This is a genomic window from Streptomyces sp. NPDC048257, assembly GCF_043201855.1.
In the GTDB taxonomy this organism is placed as follows: Bacteria; Actinomycetota; Actinomycetes; order Streptomycetales; family Streptomycetaceae; genus Streptomyces.
The window spans coordinates 124,628-150,575 of sequence record NZ_JBICZI010000017.1 but is presented as its reverse complement, the minus strand read 5'-3'; the positions used below and the strand labels follow the sequence as shown (position 1 = coordinate 150,575).

The window sequence follows — 25,948 nt, the reverse complement described above, 5'->3', positions numbered from 1 at the left end:
CGCCTACGGAGCCGACGACACGAACGGGTGAAGGGGTGGGCACGCGTGTCCACCGGTGTGCGCACCGGTAACCTCGGGCCCATGGCCTCACGTACGTCCGGTAAGGGTTCCCAGAGCGCCGCGGGTACCGCGAAGGGCCGCACCGGCCGGACGGCGGCGCCGGCGAAGAAGGCTGCGCCCGCGCGCAAGCCGCCGGCGAAGAAGGCCGCGGCCGCCAGGCGGGCCCCGGTCAAGAAGGTCGCGGCCAAGCCCGCGCCGTCCCCGACCGGGGGAGTGGTGCGGTTGGTGCGAGCCGTCTGGCTGGGCTGCGCGCACGCGGTCGGCGCCGTCTTCCGCGGGATCGGCCAGGGGGCCAGGAACCTCGATCCCGCGCACCGCAAGGACGGCGTGGCGCTGCTGCTGCTCGCCCTCGCGCTGATCGTCGCCGCGGGTACCTGGTCGAACCTGAGCGGTCCCGTCGGGGACCTGGTCACGATGCTGATCACCGGTCTGTTCGGGCGGCTGGACCTGCTCGTGCCGATCCTGCTCGGCGTCATGGCGGTACGTTTCATCCGCCATCCCGAGCAGACCGACGCCAACGGCCGCATCGGCATCGGGCTTTCCGCCCTCGTCGTCGGTGTCCTGGGCCTGGTCCACATCGCCTGCGGGGCGCCGGGCCGGGACGAGGGCACCACTGCGATGCAGAACGCGGGCGGGCTGATCGGCTGGGGCGCCTCCAAGCCGCTGATCTTCACCATGGGCGCCCCACTGGCCGTGCCCATGCTGGTGCTGCTCACGATCTTCGGGCTGCTCGTGGTCACCGCGACCCCGGTCAACGCGATCCCGCAGCGGCTGCGCAGGCTGGGCATCCGGCTCGGGATCATCGCCCCGAACGAGTACGACGAGGGCTACGGCGCCGAGGCCGAGTCGGTCGCCGGTGACCGGCACGACCCGGAGCAGTGGCGGGCCCGTACCGGAGCCGGCGCGGACTCCGGCGACCCGGCGGACGAGGCCGAGAAGGAGGCGCTCGCCCGCCGGCGCAGGCCGCGCCGGGCCCCGGCACGGACGGGCATGGAGCGGGAGATGGACGCCGTCGACGTGGCGGCGGCGGCCGCCGCCGCCCTGGACGGGGCGGTCTACGGCGGAATGCCGCCCTCCCCGCTCGTCGCCGACCTCACGCAGGGGATCACCGGCGAGCGGCAGGGTGCGGAGCCCACCACTGCGGTGCCGACCGCCCGTGGGGAGCGTCCCGTACCGCGGACCGCGCCCAGGGCGGCCCCGGAGGCCGCGCCCGGGACCGACCCGGACCGTCTCGCCGAACAGCCGCACGCGACCACCGCCGCGGCCTCCGGGACGCTGTCGGTGCCCGATCTGACCAAGGCCCCGCCGCAGACCGAGGCCCTGCCGCCGCGCGCCGAGCAGCTCCAGCTGCGCGGGGACATCACGTACGCGCTGCCCTCTCTCGACCTGCTGGAGAAGGGCGGGCCCGGCAAGACCCGCAGCGCCGCCAACGACGCGGTGGTCGCCTCGCTGCGCAATGTGTTCACCGAGTTCAAGGTCGACGCGGACGTCACCGGCTTCACCCGGGGCCCGACCGTCACCCGGTACGAGGTCACCCTCGGCGCCGCGGTCAAGGTCGAGCGGATCACCGCGCTGACCAAGAACATCGCCTACGCCGTGGCCTCGCCCGACGTCCGGATCATCAGCCCGATCCCGGGCAAGTCCGCGGTCGGCATCGAGATCCCGAACACGGACCGCGAGATGGTCAACCTGGGTGACGTGCTGCGCCTCGCGGACGCGGCCGAGGACGACCACCCGATGCTGGTCGCGCTCGGCAAGGACGTCGAGGGCGGCTACGTCATGGCCAACCTCGCCAAGATGCCGCACGTACTGGTCGCCGGTGCCACCGGTTCCGGAAAGTCCTCCTGCATCAACTGCCTGATCACCTCCGTCATGGTCCGGGCCACCCCGGAGGACGTCCGGATGGTGCTGGTGGACCCCAAGCGGGTGGAGCTGACGGCGTACGAGGGCATCCCGCACCTGATCACGCCGATCATCACCAACCCCAAGCGGGCCGCCGAGGCGCTCCAGTGGGTCGTGCGCGAGATGGACCTGCGCTACGACGACCTGGCCGCCTTCGGCTACCGGCACATCGACGACTTCAACCAGGCCATCCGGGACGGCAAGATCAAACTGCCGCCGGGCAGCGAGCGGGAGCTCAGCCCCTACCCGTACCTGCTGGTGATCGTCGACGAGCTCGCCGACCTGATGATGGTCGCCCCGCGCGACGTCGAGGACTCGATCGTCCGCATCACCCAGCTGGCCCGGGCAGCCGGCATCCACCTGGTGCTCGCCACCCAGCGGCCCTCGGTGGACGTGGTCACCGGACTGATCAAGGCGAACGTGCCCTCGCGCCTCGCCTTCGCGACCTCCTCGCTCGCCGACAGCCGGGTCATCCTCGACCAGCCGGGTGCCGAGAAGCTGATCGGCAAGGGCGACGGGCTGTTCCTGCCGATGGGCGCCAACAAGCCGGTCCGGCTCCAGGGCGCCTTCGTCACCGAGGACGAGATCGCCGGGATCGTCCAGCACTGCAAGGACCAGATGGCGCCCGTCTTCCGGGACGACGTCACGGTCGGGCAGAAGCAGAAGAAGGAGATCGACGAGGACATCGGCGACGACCTGGACCTGCTGTGCCAGGCGGCGGAGCTGGTGGTCTCGACACAGTTCGGGTCCACCTCGATGCTCCAGCGCAAGCTGCGGGTGGGCTTCGCGAAGGCCGGGCGGCTCATGGACCTCATGGAGTCGCGGGGGATCGTCGGTCCGAGCGAGGGTTCGAAGGCGCGGGACGTGCTGCTGAAGGCCGATGACCTGGACGGAGTCCTCGCCGTCATCCGCGGCGAGGCCCATCCGTAATGAAATCCCGGGCAACCGTTTCCCTTGGGCCCGCGTCAAGTTGAAGAGAGGTGGCGGCACCGCGTACGAGATCGCCCAACAGCGTCGGGCCGCCGCGCCGGGGAGGGCTCCCTTCGCCATTCGGATGGCGTAGGAAGTGCACCCTCCGGTTGCTTCACCCTTTCGTCACCCCCCTAGACTGGACTTCCAGCAGGTGGCTACACGCTCGAAAGGCGCCCACGTGTCCATCGGCAACGCCAACTCCCCCGAAGAAGAGCGGCCTTCGACCGACGACCGGTCCGAGGACCGCATCGTCGAACGTCCCGTCGAAGGCCCGTCCATCGGGACGGCCCTCAAGAAGGCCCGGATCGCCGCCGGGCTCACCGTCGACGAGGTCAGTTCCACCACCCGCGTGCGCATCCCGATCGTGCACGCGATCGAAGAGGACGACTTCACGCGGTGCGGCGGCGACGTCTACGCCCGCGGTCACATCCGTACGCTCGCCCGCGCCGTCAACCTCGATCCGGCACCGCTGGTCGAGAGCTACGACGCGGCCCACGGCGGCCGGCCGGCGCCCACGCCCGCCGCGCCGATGTTCGACGCCGAGCGGATCCGCCCCGAACGGCAGCGGCCCAACTGGACCGCGGCCATGGTCGCCGCCATCGTCGCCGTGATCGGCTTCGTGGGCTTCACCGCCTTCGGCGGTGGCGACGAGAAGGACAAGCGCCCGGTGGCGGAAGGTTCCGCCTCCCCCAAGCCCGCACCCAAGCAGAGCGGCGCCAAGCCGTCCACGCAGCCCCAGCAGACCCCGCAGGCACCCAAGCCGGATCCCTCGGACAGTGCCATCGCCGCCGCGCCCAAGGACCTCGTCACGGTGGTCCTGACGGCCGACACGGGCGAGAGCTGGATCTCCGCGAAGGACTCCACCGGTCGGCTGCTCTTCGACGGCACCCTCGTTCAGGGTGAGTCCAAGACCTTCACGGACAAGGAGTCCGTCGACCTCGTGCTCGGCGACGCCGGGGCCGTGAAGCTCTTCGTGAACGGCAAGGAGATCAAGGACGACTTCCAGTCGGGTCAGGTACAGCGGCTGAAATACACCAAGGCCGACCCCGCCCCGGATCAGCCCCAGGCGGGCTGACACGGGTCCGCCCTAGGGCGGAAGGCTTGAATCCGGATCCCCGGGGTGCTGCGCCGCACCCCGGGGATCTTGCTGTACGGGGACTTGCGGCTGGGGCCGACGCCGGGACGAAGTAGTCTTGAGTCCATGCCCGAACGCCGTACCGTCGCCCTTGTCACTCTTGGCTGCGCCCGTAACGAGGTGGACTCGGAGGAGCTCGCAGGCCGCTTGGCGGCGGATGGCTGGGAGCTCGTCGAGGACGCCGCCGATGCGGACGTAGCCGTCGTCAACACCTGCGGCTTCGTCGAAGCCGCCAAAAAGGACTCCGTAGACGCCCTGCTGGAAGCCAACGATCTCAAGGATCACGGCAAGACCCAGGCCGTCGTCGCCGTCGGCTGTATGGCCGAGCGCTACGGCAAGGAACTCGCCGAAGCGCTCCCCGAGGCCGACGGAGTCCTCGGCTTCGACGACTACGCCGACATCTCCGACCGCCTCCAGACCATCCTCAACGGTGGCATCCACGCCTCCCACACCCCGCGCGACCGGCGCAAGCTGCTGCCGATCAGCCCTGCGGAGCGCCAGGCCGCCGAGGTCTCCCTCCCGGGCCACGCCCAGGAGCCGGTGGCCGAGGCCCCCGCCGACCTGCCGGACGGGCTCGCGCCCGCCTCGGGTCCCCGCGCGCCCCTGCGCCGCCGCCTGGACAAGAGCCCCGTGGCCTCGGTCAAGCTGGCCTCCGGCTGCGACCGCCGCTGCTCCTTCTGCGCCATCCCGTCCTTCCGCGGTTCCTTCATCTCCCGCCGCCCCAGCGACGTGCTGGGCGAGACCCGCTGGCTCGCCGAGCAGGGCGTCAAGGAGATCATGCTGGTCTCCGAGAACAACACCTCGTACGGCAAGGACCTCGGCGACATCCGGCTGCTGGAGACCCTGCTGCCGGAGCTGGCCGAGGTGGACGGCATCGAGCGCGTCCGCGTCAGCTATCTCCAGCCCGCGGAGATGCGGCCCGGCCTGATCGACGTACTCACCTCGACCCCCAAGGTCGTGCCGTACTTCGACCTGTCCTTCCAGCACTCGGCCCCCGACGTGCTGCGCGCGATGCGCCGCTTCGGTGACACCGACCGCTTCCTGGAGCTGCTGGACACCATCCGCTCCAAGGCCCCGCAGGCCGGCGTCCGCTCCAACTTCATCGTCGGCTTCCCCGGCGAGAAGGAATCGGACTTCGCCGAGCTGGAGCGTTTCCTCACCCACGCGCGCCTCGACGCCATCGGCGTCTTCGGCTACTCGGACGAGGACGGCACCGAGGCCGTCACCTACGAGAACAAGCTGGACGAGGACACCATCGCCGAGCGGCTCGCGCACATGCAGCGGCTCGCCGAGGAGCTCACCTCGCAGCGTGCCGAGGAGCGCATCGGGGAGACCCTGGAGGTGCTCGTCGAGACCGTGGAAGCGGTCGACGAGGACGGCGAGGGCGCCTACGGGCGCGCCGCGCACCAGGCACCCGAAACTGACGGCCAGGTGGTCTTCACGGACAGCACGGGTCTGGTCCCCGGGCGTATCGTCACGGCAAAGGTGGTCGGCACCCTCGGTGTGGACCTGGTGGCCGAGCCCCTCGGCATGGACCTCGAGGAGGCGGCCGGATGACCGGAGTCCCGGCATCTGCGGCGGGCGGGACCGGCCGCCGGCCCGTACCCGGCGCGAAGCTGGGGGCTGCGGCGGTCGATCAGGCCAGCCTGTGGAACATCGCCAACATCCTGACGATGATCCGGCTCGTGCTGGTGCCGGGCTTCGTCCTCCTGCTGCTCGCCGAGGGCGGCTACGACCCCGCCTGGCGGGCCTGGGCCTGGGCGGCGTTCGCCGTCGCCATGATCACGGACATCTTCGACGGGCACCTGGCCCGGACGTACAACCTGGTCACGGACTTCGGCAAGATCGCCGACCCCATCGCCGACAAGGCGATCATGGGGTCGGCGCTGATCTGTCTCTCCTGGCTCGGTGATCTCCCGTGGTGGGTGACCGGGGTGATCCTCGGACGGGAGCTCGGGATCACGCTGCTCCGCTTCTGGGTCATCCGCTACGGAGTGATTCCGGCCAGCCGGGGCGGCAAGCTGAAGACCCTGGCCCAGGGCACGGCCGTGGGCATGTACGTCCTCGCGCTGACCGGAGCGCTCGCGACCATGCGCTTCTGGGTGATGGCGATCGCCGTCGTGCTGACCGTCGTCACCGGTTTGGACTACATCCGTCAAGCGGTCGTACTGCGCCGCCAGGGCATCGAGGCGGAGCGGGCCGCGAGGTGAGCTTCGCGGCAGGGGATTCACCGGCGGCGGGAGCCGATTCCGGAGCTGTGGATTCCACTTCTGGAGCGATCGAGGCTGTTACCGGAGCGGCGGACGCGACCGGAGTGGCTGCGGATGCGCTGCGCCTGCTTGCGGAGAGTGACCAGAGCCTCGCCGTGGCCGAATCCCTGACCGGCGGCATGGTGGCCGCCGAGCTCACGGCCGTCCCCGGCGCTTCCCGGTCGTTCCGCGGCTCGGTCACCGCGTACGCGACGGAGATCAAGCACCTGGTCCTCGGGGTGGACGCGGGACTGCTCGAGGCCGAAGGTGCGGTGAACGCGCAGGTCGCGGCCGATATGGCGGCCGGTGTGCGCCGTGTGATGGGCGCTTCGTGGGGAATCGCGACCACCGGAGTGGCCGGTCCGGAGCCGCAGGACGGGCAGCCGGTGGGAACCGTTTTCGTCGCCGTGGACGGTCCGGGGGGCAGGAAAACGGTCCGTCTGAGGTTGAAAGGCTCCCGGGCGGAAATTCGTAGGGAGAGTGCACGCACAGTGCTCAGGCTTCTCTCGAACCAACTCCGTGAGAATGCGCGGAGGCAGGATACGGAACAGAACGGGGGGATCTGATGTTTGCAGCCCTGAGTGAACACGACATCGCTCCCCGCACGGCCGCCGCGCGAGGCGGTACGGTGGGGCGTGAAGGATGCGGCTACACGGTCAGAGGAGGGAGCCACCGATGATTCTGCTCCGTCGCCTGCTGGGTGACGTGCTGCGTCGGCAGCGCCAGCGCCAGGGCCGTACTCTGCGCGAAGTCTCCTCGTCGGCCCGAGTTTCTCTCGGCTATCTCTCCGAGGTGGAGCGGGGGCAGAAGGAGGCATCCTCCGAGCTGCTCTCCGCGATCTGCGACGCGTTGGACGTACGGATGTCCGAGCTGATGCGCGAAGTCAGTGACGAGCTGTCGCTGGCCGAGCTGGCACAGTCGGCCGCGGCAAGCGAACCGGTGAGTGTGCCGGTCCGCCCGATGCTCAATTCGGTCTCCATGGCTTCGGTCACGGGTGGGCCGGAGCGGGTGACCATCAAGGCGCCTGCGGAAGCGGTGAATGTCGTAGCCGCGTGAGCGAGCACGTGCGTGTTTGAGCGTGGCCGGAGCCCCGGCCGGTGCCCTGTGCACCGGCCGGGGCTCCCGGCCGTTCTGGGTGCGGTGGCGAGGGGGGTGCGGGAGGATGGGGCGGTCCGGGTTCCGGCCCCTGGGAGGTAGCCGTGCGGCGGTTGCTGCGCATACCCGCGGTGTCGGCGCTCGCGCTGGCGGTGGGGGTGCTGTGGTGGTGGGCCGTGCTGCGGCTGGTGCTGGCGCCCGCCGAGTCCGGGGCCGTGGAGGGCGCGGTGGCGGTGGGCGGCTGGGGGCTGGGGCTGCTGCCGGTGCACTGTGTGCCGGGCCCGCTGCGGAAGGCGAGGGCGCGGCGGGAGGCGCTGCCGGCGGCGGACGGGGCTACCAGGGCATGGACACCCCACCGTTCGGGCGAAGGATCTGACCGGTCATGAACGACGAGGCGTCCGAGGCCAGGTAGAGCACCGCCCGGGCGATGTCCTCGGGCTCGCCGACCCGGCCCAGCGGGGACATCCGGACCATCGCCGCCTCCGTCTGCTCCTGGACCTCGGGGCCGTGGCGGCCGGTCATCGGGGTGCGGATCCAGCCCGGGGCGACGGCGTTGACCCGTATGCCGTGCGGACCGGCCTCGGTGGCGAGGGTCTTGGTCAGCTGGACGACGGCGGCCTTGGCGGCGCTGTAGCAGAGCAGGCCGGGCTGGGCGGCGTCCACGGCCCCGGAGGCCATGGTGACGATCGATCCGGGGCGGCCTGCCGCGATCATGGACCGGGCGGCCTCCTGGCAGGTGCGCAGGACCCCCTTGAAGTTGATGTCCAGGATCCGGTCGAGATCCTCGTCGGCGGTCTCCAGAACGCTGCTCGTGTGCATGACCCCGGCGATGGCGGCCGTGATGTCGAGCGGGCCCGCCGCGGCGACGGCCGCCCGGAGCGCGGCCCGGTCGGCGACGTCGAGGGGATGGAGGGTGGCGGCGCCGCCGGCCTTGGTGACGAGCGCGGCCGTCTCGGCGAGTCCCTGCTCCTCGCGGTCCGCGCAGTGCACGTGCGCGCCGGCCTCGGCGAGGACGAGGGCGGTGGCGCGGCCGATGCCGCTGGCGGCGCCGGTGATCAGGGCGGAGCGGCCGGTGAGGCCGTACGGGGCTGTGGGTGTGGGCATGCCGGGACCGTACGACCAAATCTGACGAACCGTCAATCGGTGTGCCGTGGTGGGTCCCGTTGCCCGGACGCGTCCTACGGGGTCGGGCCCTGCTGGCAGCGGGGGCACCAGTAGGTGGGACGGCCGTCCTGTGGAGCCTCGCGGACGGGGGTGCCGCAGCGCAGGCAGGGGCGGTGGGTGCGGCCGTAGACGAAGAGGTCCTGGCCGGGGCGGCGGCTGCCGGTGGTGTTGCGGGGGCCGGGCCGCTCGCCGGTGTTCGCGGCCAGCAGGCGCTGGGCGGCGGAGGCCAGCCGGGGGAGCGTTGCCTCGGGGAGCGTGCCGACGGGGGTCCACGGGGTGACCTGGGCCAGGAAGCAGAGCTCGGCCTTGTAGATGTTGCCGATCCCGGCGAGGTTGCGCTGGTCGAGCAGGGCCTCGCCGAGGGGGCGCTCGGGGGCGGCGAGGAGGTTGGCGGCGGCGCGGGCGGGATCCCAGTCCGGGCCGAGGAGATCGGGGCCGAGGTGGCCCACGGCCCGGTCCTCCTCGGCGGTGCGGATCAACTCCAGGACGGGGAGGCGGTAGCCGACGGCGGTGTGGTCGGCGGTGGCGAGGATCGCCCGGATCTCGTAGGCGGGGCCGCCGTGCCACTTCTGGCCCGCGGCGAAGACGTGCCAGGCGCCGTCCATGCGGAGGTGGCTGTGCAGGGTGAGGCCGCCCTCGAAGCGGGCGAGGAGGTGTTTGCCGCGGGGGGTGACGTCGAGGGTGACGCGGCCGGTGAGGTCGGCGGTGGCGAAGCGGGGGACGCGCAGGTCGCTGCGGGTGAGCACGCGGCCTGCCAGCGCGGCGTGGAGCCGGGTCGCCGCGCGCCGGATGCTGTCGCCTTCGGGCATGCCTTCATTGTGCCGCCGCCCGCCGGGGGCGGGCGCGGGGCCCGCCGCGGCGCCCGCGCGGCGGCCGGCCCCGCGGCGGGGTGGTGCCGCAGGGGCCGGGGGCGGGGCTACTTCCAGGTGATGCCCTTGCCGTTGCTCGTCGCGTTGTACGGGTTGCCCCAGTACTCGGCCCCGGCGACCTTCGTCTGGGCCGACGGGGCGAGGGCTATGGCGCAGCTGGTCTGGGTCTGGCCGTTGGCGAAGCCCTTCGGCATGGACTCGTCCTTGCACTTCTCGAACTTGCCGATGACCGCGAGGCTCTGGGCCTCGGTGCCGTCCCCGAGCAGGCCCCTCACGTGGCCGACCGAGGCGTACGACATGTCCGTGGTGCCGATGTTCTTGACGGTGTAGCGGATGTAGTACGGGACCTTCCCGTTCGCCTTGTCGCCGAGGTTGAGCCCTTCCAGGTCCGCGGGGGTGCCCTGCTCGATCGCGGTGACGGTGAGGGCGAGCTTGCTGCCCTTGAAGTCTCCGTAGTCGTACGGGATCTGCGCGGCCTCGCCGATCTTGAAGGCCTGGCCGGACGTCGCCGTGCCCGCGGCCCCGGCGGGGGGTTGGCTGCCGGCGCCGGTCGACGGGGCGGCCGAGGCGCCGTGACTGGCCGGGCCGGCCGGGCCGGATGAGGCCGGCTGCGCCGGGAGTTCTTCGTTGCCGTTCTTGCAGCCGGTCAGGGCCAGGCTGCCGACGACCGCCAGGCCGACCGCGCCGAGGGCGGTGTTGCGCATGCTGATGGTGCTCACTCTTCTGATCCCCCATGACTGTGCATTGCCACTGCAATGCCTGTGATCATCTTGATAAAGGATCAATAAGCGGATCGGCCAGTCCAGGAAGGCTCTGCAGCCGTTCTGTGACATGCCCAGGACATGAGCGGAACGGGCGGGGCCGTTTTGTGGTTGTCAGGAGCGCAGGCGCAAACCCCTCGGCGTGGCGTGGAAGCCGGCCGCCTCCAGGGTCCGGCCCAGCGGGGAGGTCAGGGCCGCCGCGGCGTTGATCCGTTCCACCGTCAGGGCCGGGAGGGTGCCCGAGCGGGAGGAGGCCGCCAGGGCGGCCGTGGCCGCCTCGAGCCGGGGGTCCTCCGGGCCGGGCCAGGCCAGCAGGGTCTTGCCGCCGCGCTCCAGGTACAGGGTGAGCTCCCCGTCGACCAGCACGACCAGCGAGCCCGCCTTGCGGCCCGGCTTGTGGGTGGCCCCGGCCGGCGGCTCGGGCCAGGGCAGGGCCGCGCCGTACGCGTTCGCCGGGTCGGCGGCCGCCAGGACCACCGCCGCCAGCGGGGGCGGGGTCCGCTCGGCGGCCCGGAGACGGTCCACCGCGCCGTCCATCGCGAACTGGGCGGCGCCCAGCCCCTCGACCACATAGCCCCGGCGGGCCTGGCCGCTGTCCTCGAAGGCCGACAGGACGCGGTAGACCGCACTGAAGCCGCCCTCCACCCCTTCCGCGGCGACCGCCCCGCGGGTCACCACCCCGTGCCGGTCCAGCAGGGTGCGGGCCAGGGCGTGCGCCCGGTGGGTGGGGTCGGCGGCCAGGGCCGGAAGGAGCGACCAACGCCCGGAGACCGTGGGCGGCCCGGTACGGGACACGGTCGCGCTGAGGGTGCCGTACCGGCCGCGGGGAACGGTGCGCCTGGCCCGATGCGCCGTGGAGCCCGCCGTGCGGCCCGAGCCGAGCAGTGAGCGCAGCGGGGCCAGGGTGTCGTTGGTGAGCCGGCCCGACCAGGCCAGGTCCCATACGGCGTCGGAGAGGGCGACGTCGGACACCTCGGGGAACTCGGCGCGGATCGACTGCGCGATCTGCCGGAAGAACAGGCCGTACCCGCCCGCGAGCGACGCCAGGACCGCCTGGTGGAGGGGGCTCTGTTCCAGCGGGTGCGGCGGGGGCAGGAGCAGCGGGGCCGCCTCCGCCAGATAGAGGGAGACCCAGCCGTCCTTGCCCGGGAGGGCTCCGGCGCCCGCCCAGACCACCTCGCCCGCGGTGGTCAGTTCGTCCAGGAGGCCCGGCGAGTAGCCCGTCACCCGGGACGGCAGGATCAGGCGCTCCAGCGCCGAGGCCGGGACCGGGGCGCCCTGGAGCTGTTCGACCGCCCGGGCCAGGCCGTCGAGGCCGCGCAGGGCTCCGCCCAAGTGCTGCCACTGGGGGAGGAAGGTGGCCAGCGAGGTCGGCGGGACCGGCTCCAGCTCCTGGCGGAGCGCGGCGAGGGAGCGGCGGCGGAGCCTGCGCAGCACCGTCGCGTCGCACCATTCCTGACCGATGCCCGCCGGGTGGAACTCGCCCTGCACCACCCGGCCGGCCGCGGCCAGCCGGTGCAGGGCGCCCTCGGTCACCGCCGCTCCCAGGCCGAAGCGGGTGGCGACCGCGGCCGTGGTGAAGGGTCCGTGGGTGCGGGCGTACCGGGCCAGCAGGTCCCCGAGCGGGTCCTTGACCGGTTCGGTGAACGCCTCAGGGACCCCGACCGGCAGCGCCGTGCCCAGGGCGTCCCGCAGTCGGCCCGCGTCCTCGATCGCCGCCCAGTGGTCCGCGCCGCCGATCCTGACCGGGATGGCGCGCCGGGCCGCGGCGAGCTCCTGCGCCCAGGCCGGATCCGCCCCGCGCCCGGTCAACTGCTCCTGCGTCAGCGGGCCCAGCAGGCGCAGCAGGTCGGCCACCGACTCGGGATCCTTGGCCCGCCGGTCCTCGGTGAGCCACTGGAGCTCCCGCTCCAGCTCCTCCAGCACCTGCGCGTCCAGCAGTTCGCGCAGTTCCGCCTGGCCGAGCAGCTCGGCCAGCAGCCGGGAGTCCAGCGACAGCGCGGCCGCCCTGCGCTCGGCGAGGGGGGAGTCGCCCTCGTAGAGGAACTGGGCCACGTACCCGAAGAGGAGGGAGCGGGCGAAGGGGGAGGGCTCCGGGGTGGTGACCTCGACCAGGCGCACGCGGCGCGCCTCGATGTCACCCATCAGCTCGGTCAGACCGGGCACGTCGAAGACGTCCTGGAGACACTCCCGTACGGCTTCCAGCACGATCGGGAAGGAGCCGAACTCCGAGGCCACCTGCAGCAGCTGGGAGGCGCGCTGGCGCTGCTGCCACAGCGGGGTGCGCCTGCCGGGGCTCCGGCGCGGCAGCAGCAGGGCGCGGGCCGCGCACTCGCGGAAGCGGGAGGCGAACAGTGCGGAGCCGCCGACCTGGTCGGTGACGATCTGGGTGATGTCACCGTGATCGAAGGCGACGTCGGCCGCGCCCAGCGGGGCCTTCTCGTCGTCGAACTCGAACGCGTGCGGAGCGGCCGGGTCGTGGTCCAGGAGGTCCATCGACAGCAGGTCCGCGTCGGGGAGCCGGAGCACGATCCCGTCGTCGGCGTGCATCACCTGCGCGTCCATGCCGTACTTCTCGGCGAGGCGGGCGCCCAGCGCCAGCGCCCACGGGGCGTGTACCTGCGCGCCGAACGGGGAGTGGACCACGACCCGCCAGTCGCCGAGCTCGTCGCGGAACCGCTCGACCACGATGGTCCGGTCGTCGGGGACGTGACCGCAGGCCTCGCGCTGTTCGGCGAGGTACGCCAGGACGTTCTCGGCGGCCCAGGCGTCCAGGCCGGCCGCCAGCAGCCGCAGCCGGGCGTCCTCGTCGCTCAGGCCGCCGAGCTCGCGGAGGAACGCGCCGACCGCGCGGCCCAGTTCGAGGGGCCGGCCGAGCTGGTCGCCCTTCCAGAACGGCAGCCGGCCCGGCACCCCGGGGGCGGGGGTGACCAGCACCCGGTCGCGGGTGATGTCCTCGATCCGCCACGAAGTGGTGCCCAGGGTGAAGACGTCCCCGACACGCGACTCGTAGACCATCTCCTCGTCGAGCTCGCCGACCCGGCCGCCGCCCTTCTTGGGGTCGGAGCCCGCGAGGAAGACACCGAAGAGACCGCGGTCGGGAATCGTGCCGCCCGAGGTGACCGCGAGGCGCTGGGCCCCCGGCCGCCCCGTGATCGTCCCCGCCACCCGGTCCCAGACCACCCGCGGCCTGAGCTCGGCGAACGCGTCCGACGGATAGCGCCCGGCCAGCATGTCCAGCACCGCCGTGAACGCCGACTCCGGCAGCGCCGCGAAGGGCGCCGCCCGCCGTACCAGGGCGAGCAGGTCGTCGAGCTGCCAGGTGTCCATCGCGACCATCGCGACCAGCTGCTGCGCCAGTACGTCCAGGGGATTGGACGGGACCCGCAGGGACTCGATCGCCCCCGTGCGCATCCGCTCGGTGACCACCGCCGCCTGCACCAGGTCGCCCCGGTACTTGGGGAAGACCACCCCGGTGGAGACCGCACCCACCTGGTGCCCGGCCCGGCCCACCCGCTGCAGCCCCGAGGCCACCGAGGGCGGGGACTCCACCTGCACCACCAGGTCCACCGCGCCCATGTCGATGCCCAGCTCCAGGCTGGAGGTGGCGACCACGGCGGGCAGCCGACCCGCCTTGAGATCCTCCTCCACCAGCGCCCGCTGCTCCTTGGACACCGAGCCGTGGTGCGCGCGGGCCAGCAGGGGCGGGGCGCCCAGGGCGGCGCCCGACTGGGCCATGACCTCGGCCGGGGGCTTCCCCTCCGGCAGCTTCTCGCCCAGGGCGCGCTCGTACGCGATCTCGTTGAGCCGGTTGCACAGCCGCTCGGCGAGCCGGCGGGAGTTGGCGAACACGATCGTCGAGCGGTGCGCCTGCACCAGGTCGGCGATCCGCTCCTCCACATGCGGCCAGATCGACGGCTTGTCCCCGCCCTCCTTGCCCTCGGTCGCCGGCGAGCCGCCCAGCTCGCCCATGTCCTGCACCGGGACGACCACCGAAAGGTCGAACTCCTTGGCCGACGGAGGCTGGACGATCTCCACCTTGCCGCGCGGCGCGAGGTACCGGGCCACCTCGTCCACCGGCCGGACCGTCGCCGACAGCCCGATCCGGCGCGCCGGGCGGGGCAGCAGCTCGTCCAGCCGCTCCAGCGAGAGGGCGAGATGGGCGCCGCGCTTGGTCCCGGCGACCGCGTGCACCTCGTCCAGGATGACCGTCTCGATCCCGGCGAGGGCATCGCGGGCCGCCGAGGTCAGCATCAGGAACAGCGACTCGGGCGTGGTGATGAGGATGTCCGGCGGGCGGGTGGCCAGCGCCCGCCGCTCGGCGGGCGGGGTGTCGCCGGAGCGGATCCCCACCCGGATGTCCGGCTCGGGCAGGCCGAGGCGGACCGACTCCTGCCGGATCCCGGTCAGCGGGCTGCGGAGATTGCGCTCCACGTCGACCGCCAGGGCCTTCAGGGGCGATACGTACAGCACGCGGCAGCGCTTCTTCGGCTCGGCGGGCGGCGGGGCCGAAGCGAGCCGGTCGAGGGCGGCGAGGAACGCGGCCAGGGTCTTGCCGGAGCCGGTGGGAGCCACCACCAGCACGTCCGAGCCCTCCCCGATCGCCCGCCACGCTCCCTCCTGTGCGGTGGTGGGCGTGGCGAAGGCCCCCGTGAACCACGAGCGGGTCGCGGGGGAGAACGAGTCGAGCGCAGCACCTGCCATGCCCCCATCGTGCACCCGCCCACTGACAACGGCCCGGACCTGGGCAAACGCGAGGCACGGGCGGAGCGCAGAATGGGGGGATGGGGACGGACGAGGGCGCCGCGGGCCGCCGGGAGTGGGCACGGCACTGGCAGTACGCGGAACTGCCCGGGCTGGACCTGTTGCGGGCCCACTACGTACGCCACACCTTCCCGCGCCACGCGCACGACGGGTACGTCATCGCGGCCGTCACCGGCGGCATCGAGGAGATCGGGCTCCCCGGCCACGTGGTGCGCGCCGGACCGGGCAGCGTGGTCCTGATCAACCCCGAGGTGCCGCACACCGCGCGCGCCGGGGTGCCCGAGGGCTGGGCGTACGCCACCCTCTACCCCTCCAGCGAGTTGATCGCGGAGGTCGCCGACGAGATCGGCACCCTGCGCGGCACCCCCGGCTTCACCGCCGACATGGTCATCGACCCCCGGGGCGCGGAGGCCATCACCGAGGTCCACCGGGCCGCCGAGGCGGGGAACGCGCTGGCCGCCGACACGCTGCTGCGGAGCGTGGTGGCACGGATGCTGACCCGGCACGCCGGACCGCTGCCCGCCCGTACGGTCCCCGGCGCGGGCGGCGCCGACGCGGCCGCGGCCCGGGCCGTCCTGCAGGAACGGATGGCCGACCCGCCGTCGCTGGAGCAGCTCGCGGCACAGCTGGGTACGAGCCCCTTCGCCCTGCTGCGGTCCTTCCGCGAGCGGTACGGGATGCCGCCGCACACCTGGCTGACCGACGCCCGGGTCCGGCGGGCGCGCCGCCTCCTCGACGCGGGCACCGCACCCGCGGAGGCGGCCCTCGCCGTCGGCTTCACGGACCAGCCGCACCTGAACCGGCACTTCACCCGGATCGTGGGGGTACCGCCGGGCGCGTACCGGCGCGAACGGGCCGGCAGGGCCCCTGGGCCGGGCGTGCAAGAACGTACAAGACCCGGGCGGTCCGGCCTGCGTAGTTTCGGGGCGTGGGAGAACATCGAGCAGTGATGGAGGAGGCCCCCGAGGGGGTCGCCGAGGAACGGCCGCGGGCCGCCGTCGTACGCGACGCGCTCGGGGTCGGGGTGGCCGTCGGGCTGTCCGGGTTCGCGTTCGGGGTGACCGCCGCCGGGGCCGGGATCAGCACCCTCCAGGCGTGCGTGCTGAGCCTTCTCGTCTTCACCGGCGCCTCCCAGTTCGCCTTGGTCGGGGCGCTGGCCGCGGGCGGGAACCCGTTCACCGCCGCCGCCGGGGCCTTCTTCCTCGGGACCCGCAACGCCTTCTACGGGCTGCGGCTGTCGCAGTTGCTCAAGCTGCCCCGCGCCGTACGGCCCCTCGCCGCGCACTGGGTGATCGACGAGACCACCGCCGTCGCCCTGGCCCAGCCCGACCGGAAGTCGGCCCGGCTCGGCTTCACCGTCACCGGGCTCACCCTCTATGCCCTGTGGAACCTCACCACCCTGCTCGGCGCGCTCGGCGCCGAGGCCATCGGGGACACCCGGGCGTGGGGCCTGGACGCCGCCGGACCCGCCGTGTTCCTGGCCCTGCTGGCGCCGATGCTGAAGACCTCCACCGAGCGGGCCGTCGCCGCCCTGGCGCTCGTCCTCGGGCTGGGCTTCCTGCCGGTGCTGCCCGCCGGGGTGCCCGTGCTGATCGCCGCCCTGGCCGCCCCGATCGTGCTGTGGATGAAGGGACGCCGCCCGTGAACGTCTGGATCGCCATCGGACTCACCGTCGTCGGCTGCTACGCCGTCAAGCTCGCCGGGCTGCTCGTGCCCGCCGGGGCCCTGGAGCGGCCGCTCGTGCGCCGCCTGGCCGCGCTGCTGCCGGTCGCCCTGCTCGCCGCGCTCACCGCCCAGCAGACCTTCAGCACCGGGTCCGCCCTCGTCTTCGACGCCCGCGCCGCCGGGCTCGCGGCCGCCGGACTGGCCCTGCTGCTGCGGGCCCCGTTCCTGATCGTGGTCGCGGCCGCCGTCGTCGTCACCGCGGGGGTACGGGCCCTGGGTGGCTGACCCCGTCCGGCAGTCGCCCGTACGCCCGCAGGGTGAGCAGGGCCTCCAGGGTGGCGATCGGCCGCCGCTCCAGCGAGCTCCCCGGCGCCCAGGCCCGCCGGCGCACCGGCCAGCCGCCGTCCGGCTGCTGCTCGGCGGTCAGGAAGTCCAGCGAGCGGCGCAGCTCCGCGTCGGTGAACCAGCCGCGGGCCAGGGATTCGGGCCGCCGCGCGAAGTCGTGCGGGTACAGCCGCTCCCCCGGCGCGTAGCCGGGGGCCTCCGGGCACTCCGCCCGCCGCACCGGATCGAGCACCACGAGCCGCTGCTCGCGCACGAGCCGGCCCAGCCGGTCCGCGGCCGCCGCCGCGCGTGCCCGGTCGGGGATGCCGTCGAGGAAGGCCACCGCGCTCTGGACCTCGTACGGATGCGAGTGGCGCAGGCTCTCGATCCGGTCCCAGCAGAAGTCCGTGGCCCGGAAGAGCCAGGCGTGCCAGACCCGGTTGCGGTGCAGCATGCCGACGACCGGGCCCGTGGTGAGCAGCTCGCCCGGCGGGTCGTCGTGCGTCGGGTGGTAGGGGGCCGCGGGGTAGTCGCGGGGTGCGGGGAAGACCACCGGAAGCGCGCCATCCGCGGTGGAGACCCCGGTCAGGTGACGGCAGAGCCGCTCGATGCGCTGCCCGGAGCAGCGGCCCAGGCTGTCCAGGACGCGCAGCGCGTGGGCGGTGTGCAGGGGCTGACTGAGCGGACCGCGTAGATCCGGATCGAGTGCGTGACCGTAGCCTCCGTCTCCGTTGAGGTACGAACCGAGGGCCGTGTCCACCGGGTCGGCGTCCCCGCCGAGGAAGTGGAACGCAAACCGCCGCTGCTCCAGCACGCGGGCCGTGAGCCAGATGAACCCCTCGGCGCGGGCCAGTGGCGCCGGCGGGGTCTGGGGGGAAGCTTCGTCTCCGGGCATGGGTGCAACGTAGGACGAGGGGGCGGGGCGGGGAGGGCCGAACGCGGGCGGTGCACTCTCCCGGGGCGGGATACTGGGGGCATGCGGTTGACGATTTTCTGGGAACGGATGGCGGAGCACTTCGGCGCGGGCTATGCCGACTCCTTCGCGCGGGACCACGTCATGACGGAGCTGGGCGGGCGGACCGTCCACCAGGCGCTGGATGCGGGCTGGGAGACCAAGGACGTGTGGCGCGCGGTGTGTTCGGCGATGGACGTGCCCGCGTCGCTGCGCTGACGCCGCCGAGGTGGCGCCGGCGTGGCGCGATGCCGGCCGACGGCTTCGCGGTACGGGGCGCCGGTGCGACAGACTTGGTGCCGTGGCAGCCAGTGAAGAGACGACCGGACCCGCAGACGCACCAGGCGCGACACCTCCGGGGCAGCCGGGGGCACCGGCGCGGGCCGTGCCGGGGCAGGAGCCGGGCCTGCCCGGCCCCCCGGGCCCCCCGGGGCCACCGCCCCCCGCCGCGGACGAGGCGCGCATGCCGCGCTGGCTGCCGCGCGCCGTGATCCTCGTACTGGCCCTCGTGGCCTGTTTCCAGCTCGGCAGCTGGGCCTTCCACCAGCTCATCGGGCTGCTGGTCAACATCCTGATCGCGTTCTTCCTCGCGCTCGCGATCGAACCCGCGGTCGCCAGGATGGCGGCCGGCGGCATGCGCCGCGGGCTCGCCACCTTCCTGATGTTCCTCGCGGTCTTCGTCGTGACCGCAGGCTTCCTCGCGCTGCTCGGCTCGCTGCTCGCCGGGCAGATCGTCGCCATGGTCGAGGGCTTCCCGGGCTATCTCGACGCGGTGATCAAGGCGATCAACTCCACCTTCCACACCGAGCTCTCCCGGCTGGAGATCCAGGAGAGCGTGCTGCGCTCCGACTGGCTGCGCAAGTACGTGCAGAACAGCGCGTCCGGCGTGCTCGACGTCTCCGCCACGGTGCTCGGCGGACTCTTCAAGCTGCTGACGATCGGGCTGTTCTCCTTCTACTTCGCCGCCGACGGACCGCGGCTGCGGCGCGCGCTGTGCTCCGTACTGCCGCCCGCGAAGCAGGCCGAGGTGCTGCGCGCCTGGGAGATCGCCGTCGCCAAGACGGGCGGCTACCTCTACTCGCGCGGGCTGATGGCCCTGATCTCCGGTGTCGCGACCTACATCCTGCTGGCGGTCCTCGGGGTGCCGTACGCGCCCGCGCTCGCGGTGTGGGTGGGGCTCGTCTCGCAGTTCGTCCCCACCATCGGCACCTATCTCGCGGGCGCGCTGCCGGTCCTGCTCGCCTTCACCGTCGATCCCTGGTACGCGCTGTACGTACTCGGCTTCGTGGTGATCTACCAGCAGTTCGAGAACTACGTCCTGCAGCCGAAGCTGACCTCGAAGACCGTGGACATCCATCCGGCGGTGGCCTTCGGATCGGTCGTCGCGGGGACCGCCCTGCTGGGCGCGGTCGGGGCGCTCATCGCGATCCCGGCCGTCGCCACCCTGCAGGCCTTCCTCGGTGCGTACGTCAAGCGCTACGAGCTGACCCGGGACGCGGATTCCTCTACTTCTCGTCCACGCCGACGCCTACGAGTGCCAGGGCTTCGCTGACGGTCGTCTCGACGGCGGCCTTGTCCAGGCCGAGACCGCTCAGCGGACCCTCGCCGTTCTCCAGCTCCAGGAGCGCGAGCAGGACGTGCTCCGTGCCGACGAAGTCGTGCCCCAGGCGCAGGGCCTCGCGGAAGGTGAGCTCCAGGGCCTTCTTCGCGGACGCGTCGAAGGGGATCAGGTCGGGGACCTCGGCCTGGGCCGGGGGCAGCAGGGCGGCGACTGCGGCGCGTACGTCGTCCGCCGCGACCCCGTGGGTGCGCAGGGCGAAGCCCGCGATCCCGTCGGGTTCGGCGAGGAGGCCCAGGACCAGGTGCTCGGTGCGGATCTCGGTGCCGCCGGCGGCGCGGGCCTCGTTCTGCGAGGCCATGACGATGTTGCGGGCGCGGGGGGTGAACCGGCCGAAGCCCGCCTGGGGGTCCATGCCCCCGTCGCCCTCCTTGTCGGCCTTGGGGACGAAGCGCTTCTGGGCGGCCTGACGGGTGACGCCCATGCTCCGGCCGATGTCGGTCCAGGAGGCACCGGAGCGGCGGGCCTGGTCGACGAAGTGGCCGATGAGGTGGTCCGCCACGTCACCGAGGTGCTCGGCGGCGACGACGGCGTCGCTGAGCTGCTCCAGGGTGTCGGTGTGGACCTTCTTGATGGCCTCGATGAGGTCGTCGAGGCGTACCGGGTTGGTCATGCGAACGGGTTCCACTGAAGGGTTCGTCATAAGGCAACCGTAGGTTGACACTTCCAGGGGTGTCAACCCCGGGTTGTCACTCGGTTGGGCATGGGTGGCGCGGCGCGGCGGTGCCATGCTGAGGAGCGGGGCCGGGCAGGGTGGGGCGAGACAGGGAGGTCGCCATGGGGTTCTACGCCGACCAGGCCGTGCCACGGATCCTCAACCTGGCCTGCGGGGCCAAGACGGCCCGGCCGCTGCGACGCCGGATCTGCCAGGGACTGGCGGGCGAGGTCGTCGAGATCGGCTTCGGCGCGGGGCACAACGTCCCCTTCTACCCGCAGGGCATCAGCGGCGTGGCGGCGGTCGAGCCCTCCGACGTCGCGTGGCGGCTGGCCGCGGAACGGGTACGGGATTCCCGTGTCCCGGTGCGGCGGGCCGGCCTGGACGGCCAGTCCCTGCCCTTCGGGGACGGCGGCTTCGATTCGGCGCTGTCCACCTGGACCCTGTGCACCATCCCGGACGCGGTTGCCGCGCTGCGCGAACTGCGGCGCGTCCTCAAGCCCGGCGGAACCCTGCACTTCCTCGAGCACGGGCTCGCCCCGGAGGGGGACTGGCGCGTGCGCCGGTGGCAGCGACGGCTCGAACCGCTGAACATGCGGCTGCTGGGCGGTTGTCACCTCACCCGGTCGGCCCCGGAACTGCTGACGGCCGCGGGGTTCGCGATCACCTCCCTCGACGTCTTCTACGAGGAAGGGGCGCCGAAGTTCCTGTGCGCCGACTCGCTGGGGACGGCGATCCCCCGCTGACCGTCCGGAAGGTCTGTTTGCTTGCCTAGGAGTCCTAGTTTATAACTAGGACTCCTAGGCACGGTGGGGGGCGTATGGCACGGGCAGGACTGACGGCGGAGCGGGTGACGGTCGCGGGCGCCGATCTGGCGGACGAGGCCGGCTTCGACCGGGTGACCATGTCGCAGGTGGCGCGGCGGCTCGGAGTGAAGGACGCGAGCCTCTACGCGCACGTGCGCGGCCTGGAGGACCTGCGCGGACGGATCGCGCTGCTGGCGGCGGACGAGAAGACCATGCGCATCGCGGAGGCCACCGCCGGGCGGGCGGGCAGGGACGCGCTGGTCGCGTTCGCCGACGCCTGGCGGGAGTACGCCCACCGGCATCCGGGCCGCTACGCGGCGACCCAGGCCCCGATCCGGATCGACCCCGAGCTGGCCGCACGGGCGCCCGGACCGCGACGTGCGGTCGAGCTGACCTACGGGATGCTGCGCGGCTACGGACTGGCCGAGCCCGACCTCACCGACGCGGTCCGGTTGCTGCGCAGCACGTTCCACGGGTTCGTCGCCCTGGAGGCCGCGGGCGGGTTCGCGCACGAGCGTTCGCCGCAGCAGTCCTGGGTCCGAGCCCTCGACGCCCTGCACGTTCTCCTGGAGCACTGGCCCCCGTCCCGAGAGGGAGATTCCTCATGAACGCCCCGACCGCCGGCAGCCTGCGCGTGAGCGGAGCGAGCCTGCACTACGAGGTGCGCGGGCGGGGTCCGCTCCTCCTGCTGATCCCCGGCGGGGCGGGCGGCGCCGCCTCCTTCGACGGCGTCGCGGACGACCTGGCCGCCGAGTACACCGTCGCGACCTACGATCCGCGCGGGATGTCGCACAGCACGCTGGACGACCCCGGGGCCGAGCAGCGCGTGGCCGAACACGCCGACGACGCGGCGCGGATCCTGGACCTCCTGTCGCCCGGCGAGCCCGCCCGGGTGTTCGGCAGCAGCTCGGGGGCGATCGCCGCCGTGCACCTGCTCACCACCCGTCCCGAACGCGTCCGGCGGCTCGTGGCGCACGAGCCGCCGCTGGTCGAGGTCCTGCCGGACGCCGACGAGCACCGCGCGCTCCTGGTGCGCGTACGGGAGGCGCTCCGTACCGACGGGCTGATGCCGGCGATGGCCGTGTTCGCCGCCGGGCTGCGCAGGGGCGGCGACGTCGCGGAGCCGACGGCCGGGGTCGGGCTTCCGCCCCAGGCGGCGGCCCGGGCCGAGCGGACGATGGCCAACCTGCCGTACTTCGTCGAGCGCATCGTGCCGTCCTTCATGTCCTACGCCCCGGACGTCGACGCTCTGGAGGCGCTGTCGGACCGGCTCGTGCTCGCCGGCGGCCAGGACTCGCGCGGCGAACTGCCCTACCGTCCGGCCGCCCTCCTGGCCGAGCGCCTCGGCACGGAGCTCCTGCACTTCCCCGGCGGGCACACCGGCCTGACCACGCATCCCGCCGCATTCGGCGAACTTCTCCGGGCGGCCCTTCGGGGGCCCTCGCAGGTTGAGTGACGGCCACCACGCGAGGGGATCGTCATCGGGCCGGCCGGGCAGATCGGCTGACCGGTGGACCCGGGGTGGGTGTGGCACGCTTGACAGGGAAATCGAACATCCATTCTGATGGGTTATCCACAGCCGCAACGCTCGTGGAGGCGCATTGTCAGTGGCAGGCATTAGCGTCAGTGACGTGAAGCGATCGACTCAAGCAAACCGGGTGGAACCCATGGCAGGCACCGACCGCGAGAAGGCTCTCGACGCCGCTCTCGCACAGATTGAACGGCAATTCGGCAAGGGTGCGGTCATGCGCCTCGGCGACAAGCCGAACGACCCCATCGAGGTCATCCCCACCGGGTCGACCGCGCTGGACATCGCCCTCGGCGTCGGCGGGCTGCCCCGCGGCCGTGTGATCGAGGTGTACGGCCCGGAGTCCTCCGGTAAGACGACCCTGACCCTGCACGCCGTGGCCAACGCACAGAAGGCCGGCGGCACCGTCGCCTTCGTGGACGCCGAGCACGCGCTCGACCCCGAGTACGCGAAGGCCCTCGGCGTCGACACCGACAACCTCATCCTGTCGCAGCCGGACACCGGCGAGCAGGCGCTGGAGATCGTGGACATGCTGGTCCGCTCCGGTGCCCTCGACCTGATCGTCATCGACTCCGTGGCGGCCCTCGTGCCGCGCGCGGAGATCGAGGGTGAGATGGGCGACTCGCACGTGGGTCTCCAGGCCCGGCTGATGAGCCAGGCGCTCCGGAAGATCACCGGTGCGCTCAACCAGTCCAAGACCACCGCGATCTTCATCAACCAGCTCCGCGAGAAGATCGGTGTGATGTTCGGCTCGCCGGAGACCACCACCGGTGGTCGCGCGCTGAAGTTCTACGCCTCCGTGCGCCTCGACATCCGCCGCATCGAGACCCTCAAGGACGGCACGGACGCGGTCGGTAACCGCACCCGCGTCAAGGTCGTCAAGAACAAGGTCGCGCCGCCGTTCAAGCAGGCCGAGTTCGACATCCTCTACGGCCATGGCATCAGCCGGGAGGGCGGCCTGATCGACATGGGCGTGGAGCACGGCTTCGTGCGCAAGGCGGGCGCCTGGTACACGTACGAGGGCGACCAGCTCGGCCAGGGCAAGGAGAACGCGCGGAAGTTCCTCTGCGACAACCCCGCCCTCTCCGACGAGATCGAGCGGAAGATCAAGGAGAAGCTGGGCGTGGGTGTCCGCAAGGACGACGCCGCCGAGGCCAGTGCCGACGCGACCGATGCCACGGCCACCGCCGTGCCCGCCCCGGCGACGAAGGCCAAGACGACGGCCAAGGCCGCCGTGGCCAAGAGCTGACCCGTGCGGGAGCAGGATGGGGGCGGCGAGCGCCGAGGCGGTCGTGAGGGCCGTACGGAGCTGCCGCCCCAGAGCCCCGAGGAGCAGGCGCGGGCGATCTGTCTGCGCCTGCTCACCGGGAGCCCCCGTACCCGGCGCCAGCTCGCGGACGCCCTGCACAAGCGGGGCATCCCCGAGGAGGTGTCGCAGCAGGTCCTCTCCCGGTACGAGGAGGTGGGCCTGATCGACGACGCGGCCTTCGCCGGAGCCTGGGTCGAATCCCGGCACCGCGGCCGGGGCCTGGCCCGCCGGGCGCTGGCCCAGGAGCTCCGGACCAAGGGGGTGCACGCCACCCTCGTGGAGGAGGCCCTGGAACTGCTGGACTCCGATCAGGAGGAGCAGACCGCCCGCGAGCTCGTGGAGCGCAAGCTCCGCTCCACCCGGGGCCTGGAGCGGGACAAGCGGATCCGGCGCCTCGCCGGGATGCTCGCCCGCAAGGGATACCCGGAGGGCATGGCCCTGCGGGTGGTGCGCCGCGCGCTGGAAGCGGAGGGCGAGGACGCCGACGACCTCGGGTATCCGGGGGAGTGAGCCGGTGGGCCCGGGGTGGGGGTAGCCCCCGGGACCGGACGCCGGTGCACGCCAATGTCAACCACCGCATCCGGCGGCAGAGTTGGCCGCATGATGCTGCGTTACGCCCTTCAGACCGTCAGGGACCGCAAGGCCGGTTTCCTCGGCGCCTTCGTCGCATTGCTGTGCGCGGCCGCCCTCGTCACCGCCTGCGGGACACTCCTGGAAACGGGACTCCGCGGAAAGATCGGCACCGAGCGCTACGCGGCCACGCCGGTCCTCGTCTCCGCCGACCAGAACGTCCACGAGACCACGGTCAAGGAGAAGAAGGGCAAGACCAAGACCAAGCACAAGGCCAAGCCCGTCGCCGAGCGGGCCTGGCTCCCCGCCGCCACCGTGGACACCGTCCGGGCCGTGCCGGGAGTCGAGCGGGCGGTCCCCGAGCTCACCTTCCAGGCCGCTGCGCTGGTCAAGGCCCCCCGCGCCCCCCAACGCCGGCGGGGCTGAGAGGCGCGGGGAACGTCATGCGGGCGTGACCGGGAGGCCGGCGGACTTCCAGGCCTGGAAGCCGCCGGTCAGGTCGGTCGCGCGGTGGAGGCCGAGGGCGTGGAGCGAGGCCGCGGCGAGGCTGGAGGCGTAGCCCTCGTTGCAGATCACCACCACCTGGAGGTCGTGGCTCGTGGCCTCCGGGGCGCGGTGGCTGCCCCGGGGGTCCAGGCGCCACTCCAGTTCGTTGCGCTCGACCACCAGCGCCCCCGGGATCAGGCCGTCGCGCTCGCGCAGGGCCTGGTAGCGGATGTCCACCAGGAGGGCGCCGGCACGGGAGGCGTCGTACGCCTCCTGCGCGTCCACGCGCGTGTACCCCGCGCGGACCCGCTCCAGCAGTGCGTCGATGCCGACCGGGGCGCTCACTGCCAGTCCGCCGGACGCTCGACGTGCTCCAGGCTGAGCACCGGGCCGCTGCGGCTGTAGCGGCGGATCAGCGGGAGCGGCGGGTAGTAGGCGTGCACGGAGACCGCGTGCTCGGCCGGGGACTCGTTGAGGACCTCGTGCACGTGGTGTTCGTGGAAGGCCCGCCCCGAGCCCGCGGTGAGGGTGCGGCGGCGGTCGACGTCCGGGGCCAGTTCCAGGGACTTCCAGCCCTCCGCGGGCAGACGCACCGTCAGCGCGTGCTCGGTGAGCCGGCCTCGGGCGGTGGCGAACGCGCCCCGCGACTCGGCGTGGTCGTGCCAGCCGGTGCCGGTGCCCGGCGGCCAGCCGATCAGCCACGCCTCACTGCCGCCCGGCCCGTTCAGCCGGATCCAGGTGCGGCCCTCGGGATCGAGCGGCAACGAGGCGACGACGGCGGGGTCGGCCGCCGTGCGGAGGGCGAAGTCGAGGAGCTCGGCGGCCGTGGGACCCCCGGTGGGCAGGTGCGCAGGGGCGTGCGCGGGTGCGGATACGGGTGCAGACATGAAAGAGGACCGTTCCTGGGTTCGCAGAGGTGCGCGCAGGCCGGTGGACGGCACGGGGCGCGCGGAGGGAAGGCGAATCAGCAGGAAGGGCGACACACGCAGCCCGCGTAGCGGAGCAGGTCCATATGGACCCTCCGCCACAGGCGTACGTCGTTGCCGGTCATTCCGCGAGTGAAC

26 protein-coding genes and 1 pseudogene are annotated in these 25,948 nt (G+C 72.8%); 18 read left to right on the top strand and 9 right to left on the bottom strand.

What is annotated here, in order from left to right; all coding sequences use genetic code 11:
• Window positions 1-81 precede the first annotated feature (81 nt).
• The 7 genes from ACGFZK_RS27090 to ACGFZK_RS27060 all read left to right on the top strand — a co-directional run bounded on the left by ACGFZK_RS27090 (window position 82) and on the right by ACGFZK_RS27060 (window position 7,799).
• Complete coding sequence (locus ACGFZK_RS27090) at window positions 82-2,892, top strand: DNA translocase FtsK (protein ID WP_393851456.1); 2,811 nt, start codon at window positions 82-84, stop codon at window positions 2,890-2,892.
• 220 nt (window positions 2,893-3,112) lie between these two features.
• Window positions 3,113-4,009 carry a helix-turn-helix domain-containing protein gene (locus ACGFZK_RS27085; protein WP_393851455.1) on the top strand — a complete coding sequence of 299 codons (897 nt, stop codon included), beginning with the start codon at window positions 3,113-3,115 and terminating at the stop codon, window positions 4,007-4,009.
• 126 nt (window positions 4,010-4,135) lie between these two features.
• Window positions 4,136-5,626, top strand: coding sequence for a 30S ribosomal protein S12 methylthiotransferase RimO (gene rimO, locus ACGFZK_RS27080; protein ID WP_393851454.1), 1,491 nt, complete (start codon window positions 4,136-4,138; stop codon window positions 5,624-5,626).
• On the top strand, window positions 5,623-6,279 hold the full coding sequence (gene pgsA, locus ACGFZK_RS27075) for a CDP-diacylglycerol--glycerol-3-phosphate 3-phosphatidyltransferase (protein WP_393851453.1): 657 nt from the start codon (window positions 5,623-5,625) through the stop codon (window positions 6,277-6,279). Before rimO ends, pgsA begins: the two co-directional genes overlap by 4 nt.
• Window positions 6,280-6,347: 68 nt before the next feature.
• Entirely contained in the window at window positions 6,348-6,884 is a 537-nt protein-coding gene (locus ACGFZK_RS27070; RefSeq protein WP_393851464.1) for a CinA family protein, read from the top strand.
• A gap of 109 nt (window positions 6,885-6,993) precedes the next feature.
• Window positions 6,994-7,374 (top strand): helix-turn-helix domain-containing protein, encoded by a 381-nt coding sequence (locus tag ACGFZK_RS27065; RefSeq protein ID WP_030012484.1) that lies wholly within the window; start codon window positions 6,994-6,996, stop codon window positions 7,372-7,374.
• 143 nt (window positions 7,375-7,517) lie between these two features.
• A complete protein-coding gene (locus ACGFZK_RS27060; protein ID WP_393851452.1) occupies window positions 7,518-7,799 on the top strand; it encodes a hypothetical protein in 282 nt (93 codons plus the stop codon).
• On the opposite strand, the gene ACGFZK_RS27055 is transcribed toward ACGFZK_RS27060, so the two are convergent.
• The 4 genes from ACGFZK_RS27055 to ACGFZK_RS27040 all read right to left on the bottom strand — a co-directional run bounded on the left by ACGFZK_RS27055 (window position 7,747) and on the right by ACGFZK_RS27040 (window position 14,911).
• Complete coding sequence (locus tag ACGFZK_RS27055) at window positions 7,747-8,517, bottom strand: SDR family NAD(P)-dependent oxidoreductase (RefSeq protein ID WP_393851451.1); 771 nt, start codon at window positions 8,515-8,517, stop codon at window positions 7,747-7,749. The genes ACGFZK_RS27060 and ACGFZK_RS27055 overlap by 53 nt on opposite strands.
• Before the next feature lie 74 nt (window positions 8,518-8,591).
• The gene (locus ACGFZK_RS27050; protein ID WP_393851450.1) at window positions 8,592-9,386 is read right to left on the bottom strand and encodes an Fpg/Nei family DNA glycosylase; all 795 of its coding nucleotides are present in this window, start codon (window positions 9,384-9,386) and stop codon (window positions 8,592-8,594) included.
• Between the two features lie 107 nt (window positions 9,387-9,493).
• A complete protein-coding gene (locus ACGFZK_RS27045) occupies window positions 9,494-10,165 on the bottom strand; it encodes a hypothetical protein (protein ID WP_393851449.1) in 672 nt (223 codons plus the stop codon).
• A 156-nt stretch (window positions 10,166-10,321) separates the two neighbouring features.
• Window positions 10,322-14,911, bottom strand: a complete 4,590-nt coding sequence (locus ACGFZK_RS27040; RefSeq protein WP_393851448.1) for an ATP-dependent helicase — start codon at window positions 14,909-14,911, stop codon at window positions 10,322-10,324.
• 80 nt (window positions 14,912-14,991) lie between these two features.
• On the opposite strand from ACGFZK_RS27040, the gene ACGFZK_RS27035 reads away from it, so the two are divergent.
• The 3 genes from ACGFZK_RS27035 to ACGFZK_RS27025 are packed head-to-tail and all read left to right on the top strand — an operon-like array spanning window position 14,992 to window position 16,921.
• Window positions 14,992-15,921 carry an AraC family transcriptional regulator gene (locus ACGFZK_RS27035; protein WP_393851447.1) on the top strand — a complete coding sequence of 310 codons (930 nt, stop codon included), beginning with the start codon at window positions 14,992-14,994 and terminating at the stop codon, window positions 15,919-15,921.
• Window positions 15,921-16,616 (top strand): AzlC family ABC transporter permease, encoded by a 696-nt coding sequence (locus tag ACGFZK_RS27030; protein ID WP_393851463.1) that lies wholly within the window; start codon window positions 15,921-15,923, stop codon window positions 16,614-16,616. Before ACGFZK_RS27035 ends, ACGFZK_RS27030 begins: the two co-directional genes overlap by 1 nt.
• Window positions 16,613-16,921: an AzlD domain-containing protein gene (locus tag ACGFZK_RS27025; RefSeq protein ID WP_393851446.1), complete on the top strand. Its 309-nt coding sequence runs from the start codon at window positions 16,613-16,615 to the stop codon at window positions 16,919-16,921. The genes ACGFZK_RS27030 and ACGFZK_RS27025 overlap by 4 nt, the downstream gene beginning before the upstream one ends.
• Here ACGFZK_RS27025 and ACGFZK_RS27020 read toward each other — a convergent pair.
• Window positions 16,890-17,855, bottom strand: a complete 966-nt coding sequence (locus ACGFZK_RS27020) for a hypothetical protein (protein WP_393851445.1) — start codon at window positions 17,853-17,855, stop codon at window positions 16,890-16,892. The two genes, ACGFZK_RS27025 and ACGFZK_RS27020, sit on opposite strands and share 32 nt — an antisense overlap.
• An 81-nt stretch (window positions 17,856-17,936) precedes the next feature.
• Between ACGFZK_RS27020 and ACGFZK_RS27015 the strand changes: the two genes are divergently transcribed.
• A complete protein-coding gene (locus ACGFZK_RS27015) occupies window positions 17,937-18,131 on the top strand; it encodes a DUF3046 domain-containing protein (RefSeq protein WP_033217375.1) in 195 nt (64 codons plus the stop codon).
• 244 nt (window positions 18,132-18,375) lie between these two features.
• Window positions 18,376-19,464 (top strand): AI-2E family transporter, encoded by a 1,089-nt coding sequence (locus tag ACGFZK_RS27010; RefSeq protein ID WP_393851444.1) that lies wholly within the window; start codon window positions 18,376-18,378, stop codon window positions 19,462-19,464.
• Here the strand turns inward: ACGFZK_RS27010 and ACGFZK_RS27005 are convergent.
• Window positions 19,418-20,173 (bottom strand): Clp protease N-terminal domain-containing protein, encoded by a 756-nt coding sequence (locus ACGFZK_RS27005; RefSeq protein WP_393851443.1) that lies wholly within the window; start codon window positions 20,171-20,173, stop codon window positions 19,418-19,420. The two genes, ACGFZK_RS27010 and ACGFZK_RS27005, sit on opposite strands and share 47 nt — an antisense overlap.
• A gap of 134 nt (window positions 20,174-20,307) precedes the next feature.
• Here ACGFZK_RS27005 and ACGFZK_RS27000 point away from each other — a divergent pair, with 134 nt between their 5' ends.
• The 6 genes and pseudogenes from ACGFZK_RS27000 to ACGFZK_RS26975 form a co-directional block, all read left to right on the top strand.
• On the top strand, window positions 20,308-20,931 hold the full coding sequence (locus tag ACGFZK_RS27000; RefSeq protein ID WP_393851442.1) for a class I SAM-dependent methyltransferase: 624 nt from the start codon (window positions 20,308-20,310) through the stop codon (window positions 20,929-20,931).
• Window positions 20,932-21,005: 74 nt separating this feature from the next.
• On the top strand, window positions 21,006-21,599 hold the full coding sequence (locus tag ACGFZK_RS26995; protein ID WP_393851441.1) for a TetR/AcrR family transcriptional regulator: 594 nt from the start codon (window positions 21,006-21,008) through the stop codon (window positions 21,597-21,599).
• Window positions 21,596-22,447: an alpha/beta fold hydrolase gene (locus tag ACGFZK_RS26990; protein WP_393851440.1), complete on the top strand. Its 852-nt coding sequence runs from the start codon at window positions 21,596-21,598 to the stop codon at window positions 22,445-22,447. Before ACGFZK_RS26995 ends, ACGFZK_RS26990 begins: the two co-directional genes overlap by 4 nt.
• 211 nt (window positions 22,448-22,658) lie before the next feature.
• The gene (gene recA / locus ACGFZK_RS26985) at window positions 22,659-23,768 is read left to right on the top strand and encodes a recombinase RecA (RefSeq protein ID WP_393851439.1); all 1,110 of its coding nucleotides are present in this window, start codon (window positions 22,659-22,661) and stop codon (window positions 23,766-23,768) included.
• A gap of 3 nt (window positions 23,769-23,771) precedes the next feature.
• Complete coding sequence (gene recX, locus ACGFZK_RS26980; protein WP_393851438.1) at window positions 23,772-24,338, top strand: recombination regulator RecX; 567 nt, start codon at window positions 23,772-23,774, stop codon at window positions 24,336-24,338.
• A gap of 90 nt (window positions 24,339-24,428) precedes the next feature.
• Window positions 24,429-24,785, top strand: a pseudogene (locus ACGFZK_RS26975) (ABC transporter permease); the annotation flags it as partial.
• A gap of 54 nt (window positions 24,786-24,839) precedes the next feature.
• On the opposite strand, the gene ACGFZK_RS26970 reads toward ACGFZK_RS26975, so the two are convergent.
• The 3 genes from ACGFZK_RS26970 to ACGFZK_RS26960 form a co-directional block, all read right to left on the bottom strand.
• Window positions 24,840-25,229, bottom strand: coding sequence for a rhodanese-like domain-containing protein (locus ACGFZK_RS26970; protein WP_393851437.1), 390 nt, complete (start codon window positions 25,227-25,229; stop codon window positions 24,840-24,842).
• Window positions 25,226-25,771, bottom strand: coding sequence for a cysteine dioxygenase (locus tag ACGFZK_RS26965; protein WP_393851436.1), 546 nt, complete (start codon window positions 25,769-25,771; stop codon window positions 25,226-25,228). Before ACGFZK_RS26965 ends, ACGFZK_RS26970 begins: the two co-directional genes overlap by 4 nt.
• A gap of 77 nt (window positions 25,772-25,848) precedes the next feature.
• Window positions 25,849-25,935, bottom strand: a complete 87-nt coding sequence (locus ACGFZK_RS26960) for a putative leader peptide (RefSeq protein ID WP_311318651.1) — start codon at window positions 25,933-25,935, stop codon at window positions 25,849-25,851.
• Window positions 25,936-25,948 lie beyond the last annotated feature (13 nt).

What these genes read in the sequence shown, in the direction of transcription:
- ACGFZK_RS27000 (WP_393851442.1), top strand. Translation starts at nt 20,308, where the DNA reads ATGGGGTTCTACGCCGACCAGGCCGTGCCACGGATCCTCAACCTGGCC.
- ACGFZK_RS27055 (WP_393851451.1), bottom strand. Translation starts at nt 8,517, where the DNA reads ATGCCCACACCCACAGCCCCGTACGGCCTCACCGGCCGCTCCGCCCTG.
- ACGFZK_RS26990 (WP_393851440.1), top strand. Translation starts at nt 21,596, where the DNA reads ATGAACGCCCCGACCGCCGGCAGCCTGCGCGTGAGCGGAGCGAGCCTG.
- recA (WP_393851439.1), top strand. Translation starts at nt 22,659, where the DNA reads ATGGCAGGCACCGACCGCGAGAAGGCTCTCGACGCCGCTCTCGCACAG.
- pgsA (WP_393851453.1), top strand. Translation starts at nt 5,623, where the DNA reads ATGACCGGAGTCCCGGCATCTGCGGCGGGCGGGACCGGCCGCCGGCCC.
- ACGFZK_RS27040 (WP_393851448.1), bottom strand. Translation starts at nt 14,911, where the DNA reads ATGGCAGGTGCTGCGCTCGACTCGTTCTCCCCCGCGACCCGCTCGTGG.
- ACGFZK_RS27020 (WP_393851445.1), bottom strand. Translation starts at nt 17,855, where the DNA reads ATGCCCGGAGACGAAGCTTCCCCCCAGACCCCGCCGGCGCCACTGGCC.
- ACGFZK_RS26995 (WP_393851441.1), top strand. Translation starts at nt 21,006, where the DNA reads ATGGCACGGGCAGGACTGACGGCGGAGCGGGTGACGGTCGCGGGCGCC.
- ACGFZK_RS27005 (WP_393851443.1), bottom strand. Translation starts at nt 20,173, where the DNA reads ATGACGAACCCTTCAGTGGAACCCGTTCGCATGACCAACCCGGTACGC.
- ACGFZK_RS27050 (WP_393851450.1), bottom strand. Translation starts at nt 9,386, where the DNA reads ATGCCCGAAGGCGACAGCATCCGGCGCGCGGCGACCCGGCTCCACGCC.
- ACGFZK_RS26960 (WP_311318651.1), bottom strand. Translation starts at nt 25,935, where the DNA reads ATGACCGGCAACGACGTACGCCTGTGGCGGAGGGTCCATATGGACCTG.
- ACGFZK_RS27030 (WP_393851463.1), top strand. Translation starts at nt 15,921, where the DNA reads ATGGAGGAGGCCCCCGAGGGGGTCGCCGAGGAACGGCCGCGGGCCGCC.
- ACGFZK_RS27015 (WP_033217375.1), top strand. Translation starts at nt 17,937, where the DNA reads ATGCGGTTGACGATTTTCTGGGAACGGATGGCGGAGCACTTCGGCGCG.
- ACGFZK_RS27035 (WP_393851447.1), top strand. Translation starts at nt 14,992, where the DNA reads ATGGGGACGGACGAGGGCGCCGCGGGCCGCCGGGAGTGGGCACGGCAC.
- ACGFZK_RS27065 (WP_030012484.1), top strand. Translation starts at nt 6,994, where the DNA reads ATGATTCTGCTCCGTCGCCTGCTGGGTGACGTGCTGCGTCGGCAGCGC.
- ACGFZK_RS27010 (WP_393851444.1), top strand. Translation starts at nt 18,376, where the DNA reads ATGCCGCGCTGGCTGCCGCGCGCCGTGATCCTCGTACTGGCCCTCGTG.
- rimO (WP_393851454.1), top strand. Translation starts at nt 4,136, where the DNA reads ATGCCCGAACGCCGTACCGTCGCCCTTGTCACTCTTGGCTGCGCCCGT.
- ACGFZK_RS27090 (WP_393851456.1), top strand. Translation starts at nt 82, where the DNA reads ATGGCCTCACGTACGTCCGGTAAGGGTTCCCAGAGCGCCGCGGGTACC.
- ACGFZK_RS26965 (WP_393851436.1), bottom strand. Translation starts at nt 25,771, where the DNA reads ATGTCTGCACCCGTATCCGCACCCGCGCACGCCCCTGCGCACCTGCCC.